This is a genomic window from Pseudarthrobacter sp. CC12 (assembly GCF_039907755.1).
Lineage (GTDB): Bacteria > Actinomycetota > Actinomycetes > Actinomycetales > Micrococcaceae > Arthrobacter > Arthrobacter niigatensis.
In genome coordinates this window covers 108,757-124,893 of record NZ_JARDJH010000002.1, presented here as the reverse complement: position 1 = coordinate 124,893, position 16,137 = coordinate 108,757, and the positions used below count along the sequence as shown (strand labels likewise).

The 16,137-nt window shown below is 66.7% G+C and carries 16 protein-coding genes; 7 read left to right on the top strand and 9 right to left on the bottom strand.

The features are described 5' to 3' along the window. Positions 1–4: 4 nt before the first annotated feature. Positions 5–1,561, bottom strand: coding sequence for a circularly permuted type 2 ATP-grasp protein (locus PV772_RS02165; RefSeq protein ID WP_141160462.1), 1,557 nt, complete (start codon positions 1,559–1,561; stop codon positions 5–7). Positions 1,562–1,674: 113 nt separating this feature from the next. Between PV772_RS02165 and PV772_RS02160 the strand changes: the two genes are divergently transcribed. After that, positions 1,675–2,733, top strand: coding sequence for a putative sulfate exporter family transporter (locus PV772_RS02160; RefSeq protein WP_347885231.1), 1,059 nt, complete (start codon positions 1,675–1,677; stop codon positions 2,731–2,733). Between the two features lie 33 nt (positions 2,734–2,766). Continuing rightward, positions 2,767–5,421, top strand: a complete 2,655-nt coding sequence (gene pepN / locus PV772_RS02155; protein ID WP_347885230.1) for an aminopeptidase N — start codon at positions 2,767–2,769, stop codon at positions 5,419–5,421. 82 nt (positions 5,422–5,503) lie between these two features. Here pepN and PV772_RS02150 read toward each other — a convergent pair whose 3' ends face one another. From PV772_RS02150 to PV772_RS02130, 5 genes are all read right to left on the bottom strand, one after another. After that, positions 5,504–6,601 (bottom strand): biotin/lipoate A/B protein ligase family protein, encoded by a 1,098-nt coding sequence (locus PV772_RS02150; protein WP_347885229.1) that lies wholly within the window; start codon positions 6,599–6,601, stop codon positions 5,504–5,506. A gap of 99 nt (positions 6,602–6,700) precedes the next feature. Beyond that, entirely contained in the window at positions 6,701–6,958 is a 258-nt protein-coding gene (locus PV772_RS02145; RefSeq protein ID WP_018771158.1) for a type B 50S ribosomal protein L31, read from the bottom strand. A 174-nt stretch (positions 6,959–7,132) separates the two neighbouring features. Continuing rightward, positions 7,133–7,942 carry an RNA methyltransferase gene (locus PV772_RS02140; protein ID WP_141160466.1) on the bottom strand — a complete coding sequence of 270 codons (810 nt, stop codon included), beginning with the start codon at positions 7,940–7,942 and terminating at the stop codon, positions 7,133–7,135. 7 nt (positions 7,943–7,949) lie between these two features. Beyond that, positions 7,950–8,735 (bottom strand): sulfite exporter TauE/SafE family protein, encoded by a 786-nt coding sequence (locus tag PV772_RS02135; RefSeq protein WP_141160467.1) that lies wholly within the window; start codon positions 8,733–8,735, stop codon positions 7,950–7,952. 20 nt (positions 8,736–8,755) lie between these two features. Then, on the bottom strand, positions 8,756–9,541 hold the full coding sequence (locus tag PV772_RS02130) for an ABC transporter ATP-binding protein (protein WP_141160468.1): 786 nt from the start codon (positions 9,539–9,541) through the stop codon (positions 8,756–8,758). A gap of 126 nt (positions 9,542–9,667) precedes the next feature. Between PV772_RS02130 and serB the strand changes: the two genes are divergently transcribed. After that, the gene (serB, locus tag PV772_RS02125) at positions 9,668–10,561 is read left to right on the top strand and encodes a phosphoserine phosphatase SerB (protein ID WP_347885228.1); all 894 of its coding nucleotides are present in this window, start codon (positions 9,668–9,670) and stop codon (positions 10,559–10,561) included. Between the two features lie 84 nt (positions 10,562–10,645). Here the strand turns inward: serB and PV772_RS02120 are convergent, their stop codons facing one another. Both PV772_RS02120 and PV772_RS02115 read right to left on the bottom strand, forming a co-directional pair. Continuing rightward, positions 10,646–11,407 carry an SDR family oxidoreductase gene (locus PV772_RS02120; RefSeq protein ID WP_141160470.1) on the bottom strand — a complete coding sequence of 254 codons (762 nt, stop codon included), beginning with the start codon at positions 11,405–11,407 and terminating at the stop codon, positions 10,646–10,648. A gap of 140 nt (positions 11,408–11,547) precedes the next feature. After that, positions 11,548–12,273, bottom strand: coding sequence for a beta-ketoacyl-ACP reductase (locus tag PV772_RS02115; protein ID WP_141160471.1), 726 nt, complete (start codon positions 12,271–12,273; stop codon positions 11,548–11,550). A gap of 151 nt (positions 12,274–12,424) precedes the next feature. Here PV772_RS02115 and PV772_RS02110 point away from each other — a divergent pair, with 151 nt between their 5' ends. Genes PV772_RS02110 through PV772_RS02095 form a run of 4 tightly spaced genes read left to right on the top strand, consistent with a single transcriptional unit; the run spans position 12,425 to position 14,475 of the window. Next, the gene (locus tag PV772_RS02110; RefSeq protein ID WP_141160472.1) at positions 12,425–12,856 is read left to right on the top strand and encodes a DUF3099 domain-containing protein; all 432 of its coding nucleotides are present in this window, start codon (positions 12,425–12,427) and stop codon (positions 12,854–12,856) included. Then, a complete protein-coding gene (locus tag PV772_RS02105) occupies positions 12,853–13,116 on the top strand; it encodes a hypothetical protein (RefSeq protein WP_347885227.1) in 264 nt (87 codons plus the stop codon). The genes PV772_RS02110 and PV772_RS02105 overlap by 4 nt, the downstream gene beginning before the upstream one ends. Continuing rightward, entirely contained in the window at positions 13,117–13,995 is an 879-nt protein-coding gene (locus tag PV772_RS02100) for an SURF1 family protein (protein WP_307356603.1), read from the top strand. A 3-nt stretch (positions 13,996–13,998) separates the two neighbouring features. Beyond that, positions 13,999–14,475, top strand: a complete 477-nt coding sequence (locus PV772_RS02095; RefSeq protein WP_347885226.1) for a YbaK/EbsC family protein — start codon at positions 13,999–14,001, stop codon at positions 14,473–14,475. Here the strand turns inward: PV772_RS02095 and PV772_RS02090 are convergent. Further along, positions 14,472–16,070, bottom strand: coding sequence for an ABC-F family ATP-binding cassette domain-containing protein (locus PV772_RS02090; RefSeq protein ID WP_141181562.1), 1,599 nt, complete (start codon positions 16,068–16,070; stop codon positions 14,472–14,474). The genes PV772_RS02095 and PV772_RS02090 overlap by 4 nt on opposite strands. Positions 16,071–16,137: the final 67 nt, after the last annotated feature.

The following is a 16,137-nucleotide window of genomic DNA, read 5'->3' as shown; positions in this document are numbered from 1 at the left end:
GGCCTCACTGCTGCTGCTCCGACTGGCGGTCGCGCCAGTTGCTCTCCACCGGCCATACCGAGACCCGTTCGCGGACCGTGACGGACTGGCGGGGCACCGTTTCCACCGGCATCTGCGGCGAGTCGGCCAGGACCCACGTGTCCTTGGATCCGCCGCCCTGGCTGGAGTTCACGATCAGCGACCCTTCCTTCAGCGCAACGCGGGTCAGGCCGCCCGGGAGCACCCAGACGTCGTCGCCGTCGTTCACCGCAAAGGGCCGCAGGTCCACGTGGCGGGGGCCGAACTTGTCACCGCCAAGGGTGGGAACGGTGGAGAGCTGCAGCACCGGCTGGGCGATCCAGCCGCGGGGATCGGAGATGATCCGCTGGCGGAGGGCGTCCAGTTCGTCCCGGGAGGCATCCGGGCCGATGACCAGGCCCTTCCCGCCGGAGCCGTCCACCGGCTTGACCACCAGTTCCGCGAGGTTGTCCAGGGTGTACTCCCGGGCTTCCTTCTCCTCGAGGCGGTAGGTGTCCACGTTGGCGATGATGGGCTCCTCGCTGAGGTAGTAGCGGATCAGGTCAGGCACGTAACTGTAAACCAGTTTGTCGTCGGCCACGCCATTGCCTACCGCGTTGGCGATCGTCACGCCGCCGGCACGGGCAGCGTTGACCAGGCCGGGGCAGCCGAGCATCGAGTCGGAACGGAACTGCAGCGGGTCCAGGAAGTCATCGTCGATGCGCTTGTAGATCACATCCACCCGCTGCTCGCCGGCCGTCGTCCGCATGTACACGCGGTTTCCACGGCAGATCAGGTCCCGGCCCTCCACCAGCTCAACACCCATGAGGCCGGCCAGGAGGGTGTGCTCGAAATAGGCGCTGTTGAAGACGCCGGGGGTCAGGACGACGACGGTGGGATCGTCCACGCCGGCGGGCGCGGTTTTGCGCAGGGCCGAGAGCAGGCGGCGGGGGTATTCCTCCACGGGCCGGATGAGCTGCTGGCCGAACGCTTCGGGCAGGCCCTTGGCCATGGCGCGCCGGTTCTCCAGCACGTAGCTGACGCCGGACGGAACGCGGACGTTGTCTTCCAGGACCCGGAAGGTGCCGGCTGCGTCGCGGACCACGTCGATGCCGGAGATATGCACCCGGACCCCGCCGGCCGGTTCGAACCCGTGGACCTGCCGGTGGAAGTGGGCGCTGGTGGTCACGAGCTGGCGGGGTATCACGCCGTCGGACACCACGGTCATCTTGTCGTAGACGTCGTTCAGGAATGCTTCCAGGGCACGGACGCGCTGGGCCACCCCGCGTTCCAGGACATCCCACTCCGCCGCAGGGATGACCCTGGGCACGATGTCGAGCGGGAAGGGCCGCTCCTCGCCCGCGTAGTCGAACGTGACACCGCGGTCCAGGAAGGTGCGGGCCATGGAGTCCGCGCGTGCGCTGACGTCCGCCAGGGAGAGCTTCCGGAGGGCCTCGGCCACCTGCCCGTACGAGTCCCTGGCCTGTTGCCCCGGGGCGAACATCTCGTCGTACGCTCCGGTGCGGCCCGCGGCCTCGGAGTAATCCTGGAATAGGTCTGACATGTCCAATAGCCAACCATCTTTTTGTTTCGAGTTCATTACTGCCATCCATTCTGGCGTGTTGTCGCCGGCAGTCCGGTTCGTACTTTACTGGCCTCGTCGGGCACAGTAGGTGAGTGCCAGTCAGCAGAAGCCTCCCCGAGCCGGGCCACGGCCGTTTCCGGCCCGCGGCGGCGCGGCTGGCTCCGGGCCTGCTGACGGCGGCGGCTGCCGTTACGGTGGCGTTCCTGGTGCACGGGCTCGTGCCGGCGTTGCCTGCGATGACCCTGGCTGTGGTCCTTGGCGTCCTTGCCGCCAACCTGCCCGGCCCGGCGGGCTGGACCGGGGGCCGCGCCCGCGCAGGGCTCGACTTCGCCGGCAAACACCTGATGCGCGGCGGGATCGTGCTGCTGGGGCTGAAAGTCAGCATCATGGACGTCCTTGACCTGGGGTGGCTGGCCCTTGTCCTGATCGTGGCCGTCGTGGCGGCCAGTTTCGGCGGCACGTATGCCATCTCCCGCCTGTTCCGCCTCCCGCCCGTGACGTCGCTGCTGGTGGCCACCGGGTTCTCCATCTGCGGCGCATCAGCTATCGGTGCCGTGGCCGCCGTCCGCCGGATCCGGCATGCGGAAACAGTCCTGCCAGTGGCCCTGGTGACGCTTTGCGGCACACTTGCCATCGGTGTCCTGCCCCTCATCGCCCACCCCCTGGGGCTGACGGCCACGGTCTTCGGGGCCTGGACCGGGGCGTCGGTCCACGACGTGGGCCAGGTGGTGGCCACAGCACAAACCGCAGGGGCTGGCGCACTGGCGATCGCCGTCGTCGTCAAGCTCACCCGCGTGCTGCTGCTGGCACCTGTCGCCGCAATCGCCGGCGTTCACCACAGGAGTGGTGAACGGGCCCTGGGTGCAGCCAACGGCACCACCTCCAAGATGCCGCCGGTGGTGCCGCTGTTCGTGCTGGGCTTTGTGGCGATGGTGGCCCTGCGCTCCTCCGGCTGGCTGGCTCCTGCCTGGCTGGAGATCGGGGCCATGCTGCAGGACGTCCTCCTGGGGGCGGCCCTGTTCGGACTGGGATCGGCGGTGCGGATCCGCACGCTGCTGCATACGGGAGGCCAGGCGCTCCTGGCTGCGCTGGCGTCCTGGCTCCTGATTGCCGTACTGGGCCTGGCGGCCGCCTTCCTGATCGCGGGCTGAGTGGACGCACCGGCAGCGTGATTAGATAGCCGGGTGTCACATGAGAATCTGAAGCGCAGCGAAGCCGCCGAACGTTCAGCCCGGATCAGCACCACCAGCTACGACGTCTCGCTCGATGTGCGGCACGCAGCAGATCCGGCCGTTCCCGGCTACCCCAGCCGCAGTGTCATCACCTTTACCGCCGAACCCGGCAGCAGCACCTTCCTGGACTTCATCGGCAGCAGCGTCCACAGCGTCCTCCTCAACGGCAAGAGCCTGCAGGTCGGGGACGTGGTGGAGGGTGCACGGATCAGGCTGGACAACCTCGGGGCCCAGAACCAGGTGACCGTTACCGGCACCGCCCTCTACAGCCGTTCCGGTGAAGGCATGCACCGGTTCGTTGACCCCGCCGACGGCCAGACCTACCTGTACACCCAGTACGAGCCGGCTGACGCGCGACGGGTCTTCGCCAACTTCGAACAGCCCGACCTGAAGGCAACCTACACCTTCCACGTGATGGCTCCGGCGGAGTGGAAAGTGGCCTCCAACGGCGCCGAGGTGGCCCGGACCCCGCTGACCAGCGATCCAGCGACTGCCTGCTGGGACTTCGCCACCACCCTGCCGATGTCCACCTACATCACCAGCATCCTGGCCGGGCCCTACTTCAGGGCGGAGGACCGCTGGCAGGCAACGCTCGACGACGGCACGCACCTGGACGTCCCGCTGGCGCTCTACTGCCGGGCTTCCATGGCGGAATCCTTCGACACGGAAGAGCTTTTTGCCCTCACGAAGAAGGGCCTGGACTTCTTCAACCGCCTGTTCGATTTCCCGTACCCGTGGGGCAAGTATGATCAGGCGTTCGTCCCCGAATACAACCTGGGTGCCATGGAGAATCCGGGGTTGGTGACGTTCACCGAGAGCTACGTGTTCACCTCCCGGGCCACCGATGCCCAGTACCAGGCACGCGCGAATACCCTGATGCACGAGATGGCGCATATGTGGTTCGGCGACCTGGTGACCATGCAATGGTGGGATGATCTCTGGCTGAAGGAATCCTTCGCTGACTACATGGGAACGCTGGCCGTGGACCGGGCAACGGACTGGGACACGGCCTGGGTCAACTTCGCCAACAAGCGCAAGGCGTGGGCCTACGTCCAGGACCAGCTGCCCACCACCCACCCAATCGTTGCGGACATTCCCGATCTTGAAGCGGCGAAGCAGAACTTCGACGGCATCACCTACGCCAAAGGCGCATCCGTGCTGAAGCAGCTGGTGGCCTATGTGGGGTTCGACGCGTTCATCGCAGGCTCCCGGGAGTACTTCCGCAAGCACGCCTACGGAAACACGACGCTCCAGGACTTGCTGGCGGCCCTGGGCGCGGCCTCAGGCCGCGACCTGTCCGGTTGGGCCCGGCAGTGGCTGCAGACCTCGGGGATTTCCACGCTGTCCGTTGACATTGCTCCGCAGGGCGCGGCAGCGGACGACGACGGCGTCCTGGGACAAGTGGCGATCGTCCAGGAGGCGGTGGACCCTGTTACGGGACGGGATGAGCTGCGTCCGCACCGCCTCCGCGTCGGTTCCTACGATTTTGACGGTTCCGGCGCGCTTGTAAAGACCGCGAGCCTGGAGACCGATGTTATTGGCGGGCGGACCGGACTCCCCCAGCTTGCAGGGCAGCCACGGCCGGCGCTCCTGCTGGTCAATGACGATGACCTGGCGTACGCCAAGGTGAGGCTGGACCCGGTCTCGGAGGCCACCGTCCGGGGGTCGCTGGACCGGATTTCCGACCCGATGGCGCGCGCCCTGTGCTGGACGGCCCTGTGGAACTCCGCCCGCGACGGCGAAAGCCCTGCGGCCCAGTATGTCGACGCCGTGGCCGCCTTCGCACCGGCGGAGACCGGCATCGGCGTCCTGCTGAACATCCTGGACAACGCCGCCACCGCCATTGAGCGTTACACCCCCGCCGCCGCCAGGTCCTCGGTGCGGTCAACCTTCGTGTCCGCGGCCGCCGCGGAACTGGACCGGGCCGCCCCGGGATCGGACGCACAGCTGGCCTGGGCCCGCACCCTTGCCGCCCTGGGCAGGCATGACAGCGCCGTGCTCCCCCGGCTCCGCGGCCTGCTCGACGGCTCGGGGCCGGTGGCGGGCCTGGCCGTGGACGCCGACCTGCGCTGGCAGCTGTGGCACGCGCTGGCCGCCCACGGGGAGGCCACTGCTGCCGAGATCGACGCCGAGCTGGCGCGGGACACCACGGCATCGGGCCGGGCAGGCCATGCAACGGCGATGGCGGCCCGTCCGGAGGCTGCCGTCAAGGATGCGGCGTGGAACGCGGCGGTGCATGGAAATGAGCTGTCCAACCAGCTCCTCACGGCCACCATCAGCGGCTTCACCACCGCGCCGCCCGAATTGCTGGCGCGCTATGTGGAGCCGTACTTTGAGTGCCTGCGGACTGTGTGGGACTCGCGGAGCATCGAGATCGCCAGCCGGATTGTCCGGGGCCTGTACCCTGCAGCCCAGGACCTTGGGGTCACCATGCAGCCCGCAGAACATTTGGTGGTCCGGCGGACAGACGCCTGGCTGGACGCTAACCCGGACGCCCCACGGGCGCTGCGCCGGATCGTCGTCGAGCAGCGCAGCCACCTGCTGCGGGCACTCACGGCCCAGGCCGCCGTCGGTCCCCACCGGCCCCAGGCCGCGCCGGCGCACTGACGCTGCGGCTCACTGCGCCGGGGCTGTCCCTGCGCAGTGAGCCCGGCTGTCACTCCACCACTGGGTCAAGGAACGCCGTGGTTTAGGGAACGCGGTGGAGCCACTCTTCCGTGCCGAATTTGGCGGCCACACGGTCCTCGGCCGCTGCCAGCTCGTGTCCCGCCAGCGTTGACGGCGTGGCCCCGTAACGCTCGCTGAAGACCTCAATCATGGCCTCAATGATGGCTGTGCGGGCCAGGCCGGTCTGGCGGCGGAGCGGATCCACCCGCTTCTTGGCGCTTTGGGTGCCCTTATCCGAGAGCTTCTCCTTGCCGATCCGGAGGACCTCCACCATCTTGTCGGCGTCGATGTCGTAGCTCATGGTGACGTGGTGCAGCATGCCGCCGTTGGCCAGCCGCTTCTGCGCGGCGCCGCCGATCTTTCCCTGGTCCGTGGCGATGTCATTCAGCGGGATGTAGAACGCGTTGATGCCCAGCCGTTCCAGCGCCGCCATGACCCAGGCGTCAAGGAACGGGTAGGAATCAGCGAAGCTCAGTCCATCCACGAGCGTCTGGGGCAGGTAGAGCGAGTAGGTAATGCAGTTGCCGGCCTCCATGAACATCGCTCCACCGCCGCTGATCCGCCGCACCACGTTGATACCGTGCCTGGCCACGCCCTGGGGATCCACCTCGTTCTGCACAGACTGGAAGCTTCCGATGACTACCGACGGTTCCTGCCAGTCCCAGAACCGCAGGGTGGGTGTGCGCTCCCCCGCTCCGACGGCCTCGGTGAGCACCTCGTCCAGGGCAACGTTAATTTCAGTGGGAAGCACGGTGGGCGCGATGACGTTCCACTCGTGGTCTTGCCAGGAGGTGGCCTTGGCCAGTGCACGGCGGACGGTCACGGCCACGGCGTCCGCGGAGAAGCCGAAAAGCACGGCTGCGGCCGGCAGGGCCGCTGTGACGGCCGCAGCGAGGTCTTTGGCTGGGGTGGTGTCCGGGAGCCCGGTCAGCGCCCGGTTGATGTCCGCCAGGGCCTCGTCAGGTTCCAGGAAGAAGTCCCCGCTGACGGAGACGTCCGCCAGGGCCCCGTCCACCACTGCCAGGTCCACCACCACCAGTTTGCCGCCGGGAACCTTGTACTCCCCGTGCAGGCGCTGGTTGTTGTGGGCATTATCGGCAGGAAATCCGGGCTCGCTCATGCTTTCCATCCTGCCCCAGAAAGCGGGTGCGCGGTTAACGCAGGAGGCCCGCACCGTTTCCGGTGCGGGCCTCCTGCCAACAAGCTTGGGCGAAGGGAATTACTTCTTGCCGCCGAAGCCCTTGAAGCGAGCGTTGAAGCGCTCGACGCGGCCTGCAGAGTCCATGATGCGCTGCTTGCCCGTGTAGAACGGGTGGGACTCGGAAGAGATTTCGACGTCGATGACCGGGTAGGTGTTGCCGTCTTCCCACTCGATGGTCTTGTTGGAAGACACGGTGGAGCGGGTCAGGAACTTGGTGCCGGAGGCCAGGTCGTTGAAGACAACAGCTTCGTACTTCGGGTGGGTATCAGACTTCATAATGGGACCTTTGTTCGCGCAACTGGATTTTGCCAGCTGCCAGGTATGAATGGGATGGCTGCGATCTGTCGCATCAGCCGAAGCCGAAAAAGCAGGACAACCAGCTATCAATCATAGCCGATGCCGGTGGGGCTGACGAACCAGTCCCATCCGCGGCATCCGCCGCCCCGCAGGTCAGCCCCGGGCGCGCAACTCCCAGAAGGCGACGGCCGAGGCAGCCGCAACGTTCAGTGAATCCACACCGTTCCGCATCGGGATTTTGACAGCGAGGTCGACGGCGGCGAGAGTCTCCGGGCTCATGCCGGCACCTTCGGTGCCAAGCACCAGGGCGAGCTTGTCCACGTTGCGGGAGGCGACGGCGTCGACATCTTCTGCGTCCGGCGTCAGTTCCAGCGCCGCGACGGTGAAGCCGTGGTCCTTGAGCACCTGGAGGTCACCGGGCCAGTCCTGCAGGCGGGCCCAGCGAACCTGGAACACGGTCCCCATGCTGACCCGGACGCTGCGGCGGTACAGCGGGTCGCCACAGCGCGGCGAAACCAGCACAGCATCGATGTCCAGCGCCGCCGCAGAGCGGAAAATGGCACCCACATTGGTGTGGTCCACGATGTCCTCCAGCACAGCCACGCGGCGCGCCCCGGCGAGAAGGTCCGGCAGCGGCACCGGGGCCGGGCGATGCATGGCCGCCATGGCGCCGCGGTGCAGGTGGAACCCGGTGATTTCCTCCAGGAGGGCGGCCGGGCCGATGAACGCCGGGACGTCCGGGTACGCCTGGAAGACATCCTCAAGGTCCGCCATCCACTTCTCCGCGAGGAAGAAGGACCGGGGCTGGTGGCCGGCCGCCAGGGCCCGGCGAAGGACCCGCGAGGATTCGGCAATGTACATGCCCTCGGCCGGTTCCCGGAGCTTGCGCAGGTGCACGTCCGTCAGGGTGGTGTAATCGCTGACCCGGGGGTCCGCGGCGGATTCGAGGTAGTGGAAGGTCACCGGGAGATTATTTCAGCAGGTTGGCGATCATGACGGCGAGGGCCACGATGCCCAGGCTGAAGATCACGGCGCGCAGGACCCGCGGCGAAAGCTTCCGGCCTACCTTTGAACCAGCCAGGCCGCCGATGGTGGAACTGATGGCGATCAGCAGCACCACGAGCCAGTTGACGCGGTCGAAGGCGAACAACAGGTAGGAGATGGCGGCCACCATGTTCACGCCGAGGACCAGGATGTTCTTCATGGCGTTGGCGTTCTGGATGGTGCCGGTGAGGAACACGCCCAGGATCCCGACCAGGAGGATTCCCTGCGCCGCGACGAAGTAGCCTCCGTAGACACCGGCCAGGTAGACCAGGACCACCAGGAGGAACCCGTGGCGTTTGTCCCGGACTGCGTGTTCGGGGTTGGCCTCGCGGTTGCGCACCCAGTCCTGGAGCCGCGGCTGGAACACCACCATCAGCAGGGCCAGAACCAGGAGGACCGGGGCGACGTAGTGGAAAACCTTCTCCGGCAGGTGCAGCAGGAGCCAGGCGCCGGTGACGCCGCCCAGGACCGAGGCGGGCAGGAGCCGCAGCACCTGCCGTCCCCGGCCAGCCAGCTCGCGGCGGTAGCCGAAGGCCCCGGCGCCCGTTCCGAAGACCAGGCCCATGGCATTGCTCATGGAGGCGGTCACCGGAGCCACGCCCAGGGCGATGAGTACCGGGAAGGTGACCAGGGTGCCGGATCCCACCACCGCGTTGATGGTGCCGGCCCACAGGCCGGCGATGAACACAATGATGCTGCTGAAGAGTTCCAAGATAGTAGCGCAGGCCTCGTCTAGCGGCGTGCTGTGGCCGTGTAGCGTCCCGCGTTCTCGGAGACATCCAAGGGAAGCCCGAAGGTGGTGCTCAGGTGCTCTTCCGTCAGGACCTCGGTGATGGGTCCGGCAGCCACCACGCCGCCGTCGCGCAGCAGCATGGCATGGGTGAAGCCGGGCGGGACCTCTTCAAGGTGGTGCGTGACCAGGACCATGGCCGGAGCCGAGTCGTCCCGGGCCAGCTCGCCCAGCTTGTGGACCAGTTCCTCGCGGCCGCCCAGGTCCAGCCCGGCGCCGGGCTCATCCAGCAGCAGCAGTTCGGGGTCGGTCATGAGGGCCCGGGCGATCTGGACGCGCTTGCGCTCGCCTTCGGACAGGGTGGCGAACGTCCTGTTGAGCAGCGGGCCCATGCCCCAGTCGTTCAGGAGCCGGAAGGCGCGCCGTTCGTCGTCGCGCTCGTAGCCTTCCCGCCAGCGGCCGGTGACGCCGTAGGCGGCCGTGACCACGACGTTGAGGACGTTCTCGTGTTCCGGGATCTGGGTGGCAAGTGCAGCCGAGGAAAGCCCGATGCGGGGGCGAAGTTCGAAGACGTCGGTACGGCCCAGCGTTTCGTCGAGGATTCCGGCTTTGCCGCTGCTGGGGTGCAGGCGGGCCGCCGCGATCTGGAGGAGGGTGGTCTTTCCGGCGCCGTTGGGTCCCAGGATGACCCAGCGTTCGCCTTCGTTGACCTGCCAGTCGACCTTGTCCAGCAGGGTCTTTTTACCTCGGACAACGCTGACGGAGTCCAGTTCCAGAACATCACTCATAGGAGTAGACACTAGGACAAAAAAGAAGATGACTGATAACCGGTGTCAAGGTCCCCTGAGGGCCCGGCGCGGGCAGCCCCGCAACGAATTCCAGTCGCCCAGTCGGCGCTGGCTAAGATTGCAGGCATGACTTCGAACGTGACTGCGGTCAGCTATGGCCTCAATGTGACCCCCGCCGGGCTGGAGCAGCTGCGTTCCGTCCTTGCCGCACACGGCGCGGACGTCCTGTCCGAATCCTCCGCCGGTGACAGCCGTTACGGGGTCCAGGTCCTTGACCTGGCCCTTCCGGATGCCACCGCCGCCGGCCTGGCCGCCCTCCGGCAGGCCGTGGCGGATGCCGCAACCAATGATTTCGACACTGCGCTTGTCCCGGCCGGGCTCCGCTCCGCGGCCCGAAAGCTGCTGATCATGGATGTGGACTCCACCCTGATCCAGCAGGAGGTCATCGAACTCCTTGCCGCGTACGCCGGCAAGCGCGAGGAGGTGGCGGCCGTCACGGAAGCCGCCATGCGCGGCGAACTCGACTTTGCCCAAAGCCTCCACGCCCGGGTTGCCGTGCTCGCGGGACTGCCCGCCGACGTCGTCCAATCCGTCCGCAGGGAAGTGAAGCTCAGCGAAGGTGCCGATCGGCTTGTGGCCGCCTTCAAAGCCGCCGGCCATACAGTGGCTGTGGTGTCAGGCGGCTTCAACCAGATCCTTGAGCCGATCGCCGGGGACCTGGGCCTTGACTACTGGCAGGCCAATGAGTTGGAGATCGTCGACGGCGCGCTGACCGGCAAGGTGCTGGGCGCGGTGGTGGACAGGGCAGCCAAGGAAAAATACCTGCGGGAATGGGCTGCGGCCGGGGGCATTGCGCTTGAACACACCATCGCCGTGGGCGACGGCGCGAACGACCTGGATATGCTCGGCGCAGCCGGAATAGGCGTGGCCTTCAACGCCAAGCCCGCTGTCCGCGCCGTGGCGGACGCAGCCCTGAACATGCCATACCTGGACGCCGTCCGCCACATCGCCGGGGTCTGACGCTCCTATAACCGCGAGATGGCAGTTCGGGCGGTGTTCGACGTGAACATTGCCGCGAACTGCCATCTCGCGTGGGGGCAGAGCCTAACTGGAAGCTTCTGCGCTCTTGCCGAAGTAGTCCGCTCCGCCGGCGTACTCGGTGTGTCCGGATTCCACGTCGGCCGTAGCCATCCCGGCCACAACCTGCGCGAACTCCTCCACCGAGTACAGCTTGCCGGCCTCCGCGCGGCGGGCTTCGATGGCACCCGGGGTGGAACGGTCCAGGAGCGTGGCGGTGACGGTGCCTTCGATCATGTCGCCGGAAACCACCACGAGGGAGATGCCTTTGTCGGCCAGGTTGGGGATCAGGTCCCGCAGGGCGTCCTCGCCGGCGCGCTTGCTGCGGGCCACCGGCTCGTAGGCCGGCATAGTGGGGACGGTGTTGATGAAGTGGGCCTGGTGGCTGGTCACGAAGACCACGCGCGAGCCTTCCTTCATCAGGGGCACGGCGGCGTTGAGCATGTTCACCTGCGCGTCGCGGTTAAGCTTGAGCGCGTAGTCCTCCCCCATCCCGGTTTCCATGCCGCCGGACGCGTTCAGGACCAGGAGGTCCAGGGAGCCGAAGTTCTCCATGGCGGCGCTGGCCAGGGCCTGCACCCCTTCCTGGGTGGTGAGGTCCGCCCCGACGGCGACGGCGCGGCCACCGGCGGCTTCGATGCCCTGCACCACTTTGTTGGCACGCGGGGCCTTTTGGCGGTAGTTGACCACGACGGCGGCGCCCTCCGAAGCGAGGATCCTCGCTACGTCGGCGCCAATGCCCCGCGATGATCCGGTGACGATCGCCGTCTTGTTGTCGAGCAGTCCCATACGAGCTTCCTTTGTTCGAAACATCTAAATAGTTGTGGTCTGCAGTCCATCATGCCAGCGGTCCTTGCCAACATCCTTTGTCTGACTTCGACAAATGAGGACTTCGGGGCTAGTTTCCTGCAGCGGCGTGGGCCAAAGGGTCAGTGGCCCATGCCCAGGCCGCCGTCCACCGGGATGACCGCACCGGAGATGTACGCGGCTTCGTCGCTGGCGATCCAGCGGACCACGTTGGCCACCTCAGCCGCTTCGGCGAAACGGCCGGCAGGGATGCTGGCCAGGTAATCCTTCTGGGTGGCCTCGGGCAACTCGGCCGTCATGTCCGTGTTGATGAACCCGGGTGCCACCACGTTCGCGGTGATGCCGCGCGACCCGAGTTCCCGGGTGAGGGAACGGGCGATGCCCACCAGACCGGCCTTGGAGGCGGAGTAGTTGATCTGCCCCGGGGCCCCGTACAGGCCTGAAACCGAAGAGATGAGGACCACGCGGCCCTTGCGCAGCCGGATCATGCCCTTGGACGCACGCTTGATGACACGGAAGGCGCCGGTCAGGTTGGTGTCAATCACGGAGGTGAAGTCGTCCTCACTCATACGCAGCAACAGCGTGTCCTTGGTAATGCCGGCGTTGGCCACCAGGACTTCCACCGGACCGTGGGCAGCTTCCACTTCCTTGAAGGCAGCGTCCACCGAAGCCTCATCGGTAACGTCCGCCTTGACGCCAAGAATGCCTTCCGGCAGCTGGGTTTCGCTGCGGTAGGTCACCGCCACCTTGTCACCGTTGGCGAGGAACGCCTGGGCAATGGCCAGGCCAATACCGCGGTTGCCGCCGGTCACCAGGACGCTGCGGGGTGCGGAAGCTGTTTCAGTCATAAAGGGCTCCGGGATTCTGCGGCAGGCTGCGCCGCGGTAGCGGGTGTGGTTTGGGCTGCCTCCGATCTTAGCGGCAGGCTCCCGGCGGGTTTGGGCAGCACTGCCGATGGTGCGAGAATTAAGGGAAGCCTTTGGAGCGTGATCATTCACCGTGACCCTTGAAAACCATGCGGGACACTCCGCGCCCGAAGAACCGGGCCGGTTCTCCGGCGACAGCGAAGTCCACAGCATTACTGACGCCGCCGGCGCGCATTCGGAGGATATGCGCCAGCGGATGATCAAGTATGCCCTGGCCATGGGCATCCGCATGGTGTGCCTGATCCTGATATTCGTGGTGGACGGATGGTTGAAGATCATTGCCGTTGCCGGAGCTGTGTTCCTGCCCTGGATCGCCGTGATCATCGCCAACGGCAGCGACAAAGCCGAGACGCCCAGTGACCTGCTGCTGGACTCCGCACCGCTGGCCGAGCTGGAAAGCCCACCAGCGCCGGTGGAGGACGACGAACCGGGAAGCGCCGTACTGCAGGGCGAGCTGGTGAAGGACGAGGACCCGGAGCCCGGGGAGGAGCGGCAGGCATTATGAGCTTTTTCGATTTCGCAGCTGGATCGGACGTGGCATCAGAGGCCGGTGCCGTCTGCTCACGGAAGGCGTGCAGGGCCCAGGCATCCTGGCAGATTCTCTGGAACAACCCAAAAATCCATGCCCCCGAGCGTCGCAAGACCTGGCTGGCCTGCACCGACCACCGGGACTGGCTGGAGGACTACCTGCAGACGCGTGGCCTCTGGAAAGAAACGCTCCCGCTCGAAGCCCCCGGGGAAGCCTCCCTGGAGCAGGACATCTGAATGTACCGTTTCCTCTTTTCCAGCAAGTGGCTGGGCTACCTCCTGCTGGCCGCTGTCTTTGCCACCGCGTGCGTGTTCCTTGGCCGCTGGCAGATGGACCGCCGCGCCGAGACCCTGGCCGAGATCAACCGCGTCGTCAGCAACTACTCGGCCACTCCCATTCCCTTTGCACAGGCGCGGGACCAGTTCATCCAGCTTGACCCGGCCAAAGAGTGGACCCAGGTGGAGCTGAAGGGCTCCTACGACGCCGCCGGCCAGCGGATTGTCCGCAACCGGCCGCTCAACGGGCAGCCCGGGTACGAGGTGGTGGTCCCGTTCCGTCTCGCCAATGGCGAAACGGTGGTCATCGACCGCGGCTGGCTCCCCATCGGCAACAGGAATCCAGGCAGTCCTGACTCCGTTCCCGCCCCGCCCACAGGTGACGTCACCGCCGTCGTCCGTTTGAAGCACGGCGAGCCGGAACTGCAGCGCGGGGCACCTGAGGGGCAGCTGGCATCCATCGACCTTCCCACGTACTCCGCGCAGCTGGGTTATCCCGTCCTCACGGGCGCTTACGGCCAGCTCGCCTCGGAAACGCCGGCGCCGGCGGATGCGCCGGTATCCTTCCCCAAACCGTCCACTGACGAAGGGACGCACTTGTCCTACTCGCTGCAGTGGTTCGCGTTCGGGGTCCTGATGTTCGTAGGCTTCGGCTACGCGGCGCGGCAGCAGGCACGCAACGCCGCGATCGATGCCGAGGACCAGGACGAGTCGGAACTGGACGGAACGGTCCACTCAGCCGTCCCGGCCGCCCGGCGCCGGCCCGCACCGCCGCGCAAGCGTAAGAAGGCGACGGCAGAGGAAGAAGAAGACGCCCTCCTGGACGCGCAGGGGTACTAGGCGATGGCAACGTTCGACGAGGGGCCGGTCGCCGTGGTGCGTTCGGCGCTGGTGGAGGCCGGAGTCGGCGACACCGTGCGAACCTTTCCTGCCGGTGTGCCCACGGCAGCCGCCGCGGCGCAGGCACTGGAATGCGATCTTGCCGCCATCACCAACAGCCTCATCTTCGACCTCGACGGCGAGCCCCTGCTGATACTGGCCAGCGGTGCGGCCCGCGTTGATACGGCGCTGGTTGCGTCGCAGCTCGGCACGGGCAGGATCCGCCGGGCCTCCCCCACCTTCGTCCTGGAACATACCGGGCAGGAGGTGGGCGGGGTCGCCCCTCTAGGCCACCCGAAGAGGATCAGGACACTCCTGGACGAAACCCTGCAGGCCCACCGGCTGCTGTGGGCTGGAGCAGGTGACCACCACTCGATGTTCAGCATCACCTACCAGGACCTGCTCCGCGTGACCGGGGCCCTGGAACTGCCAGTGCGCTAGGCGAGCGTGATCAGGTCCAGGTAGTCCTCGTTCCAGAGGTCTTCCACGCCGTCCGGAAGCATGACAACCCGTTCGGGGTTCAAGGCTTCGACAGCGCCTTCGTCGTGGCTGACTAGGACGACGGCTCCGGTGTAGTTCCGTAGCGCGCCGAGGATTTCCGCGCGGCTGGCGGGGTCCAGGTTGTTGGTGGGCTCGTCGAGGAGGAGGACGTTGGCGCTCGAGGCCACGATGGTGGCCAGGGCCAGGCGCGTCTTCTCGCCGCCGGAGAGCACGCCTGCGGGCTTGTCGACATCGTCGCCGGAGAACAGGAATGAGCCCAGGATGCCGCGGACCTCGGCGTCCTTCATGTCCGGCGCGGACGAGCGCATGTTCTCCAGCACCGTGCGGTCGTGGTCCAGGGTCTCGTGTTCCTGGGCGTAGTAGCCCACCTTCAGGCCGTGGCCTGGAATGACCTCTCCGGTGTCGGGGGCATCCACGCCGGCGAGCATGCGCAGCAGGGTGGTCTTGCCGGCACCGTTGAGCCCCAGGATGACCACCTTGGAGCCGCGGTCGATGGCCAGGTCAACATCGGTGAAGATTTCCAGCGAACCGTAGGACTTGCTGAGCCCGTCCGCCGTGAGCGGGGTCTTGCCGCAGGGGGATGGGTCCGGGAACCGCAGGGCTGCCACGCGGTCCTGCTCCCGGACCGCTTCCAATCCGCTGAGCAGCCGCTCGGCGCGCTTGGCCATGTTCTGCGCGGCGACAGCTTTGGTGGCCTTGGCCCGCATCTTGTTGGCCTGGTCCATGAGGACCTGTGCCTTCTTTTCGGCGTTGGCGCGTTCACGCTTCCGGGCCCGCTCGTCAGTTTCGCGCTGCAGGAGGTAGCGCTTCCAGTCCATGTTGTAGAAATCAATCTGGGCGCGGTTGGCGTCCAGCAGGAACACCTTGTTCACGGTGGCTTCCAAAAGGTCGGTGTCGTGGCTGATCACGATCAGGCCGCCCTGGTGGTTCTTCAGGAAGTCACGCAGCCAGGCGATGGAATCGGCGTCGAGGTGGTTGGTCGGTTCGTCCAGGAGCATGGTTTCGGCATCCGAGTACAGGATGCGGGCCAGCTCCACGCGGCGCCGCTGTCCACCGGAGAGCGTCTTGAGCGGCTGGTTCAGCAACCGGTCCGGCAGGGCAAGGTTGGAACAGATCGACGCCGCCTCGGCCTCCGCCGCGTAACCGCCCGCGGCGAGGAACTCGGACTCCAGCCGGTCATACCGGTTCATGGCCTTACGCTGGACGTCGGCGTCATCGCTTGCCATTTCGTCATGCGCCTTGCGCAGTTTGCCGACGACGACGTCCAGGCCGCGGGCGGAAAGGATGCGGTCCCGCGCCAGCTGTTCCATGTCCGGGGTGCGCGGATCCTGGGGCAGGTAGCCGATTTCGCCGCTGCGGGTCACCTTGCCGGCGGCCGGCAGGCCTTCACCCGCGAGGACACGGGTCAGGGTGGTCTTGCCCGCGCCGTTCCGGCCCACCAGGCCGATCTTGTCCCCTTTATCGATGCGGAAGCTCACCTGGTCCATGAGGAGCCGGGCACCGGCGCGCAGTTCAAGATCCTGGACAGTAATCACAGCAGGTAAGGCCTTTCACAACAGGGAACGCCACGGTCCGCGCAGTGTGTGCGAAGGGACGCTGGGG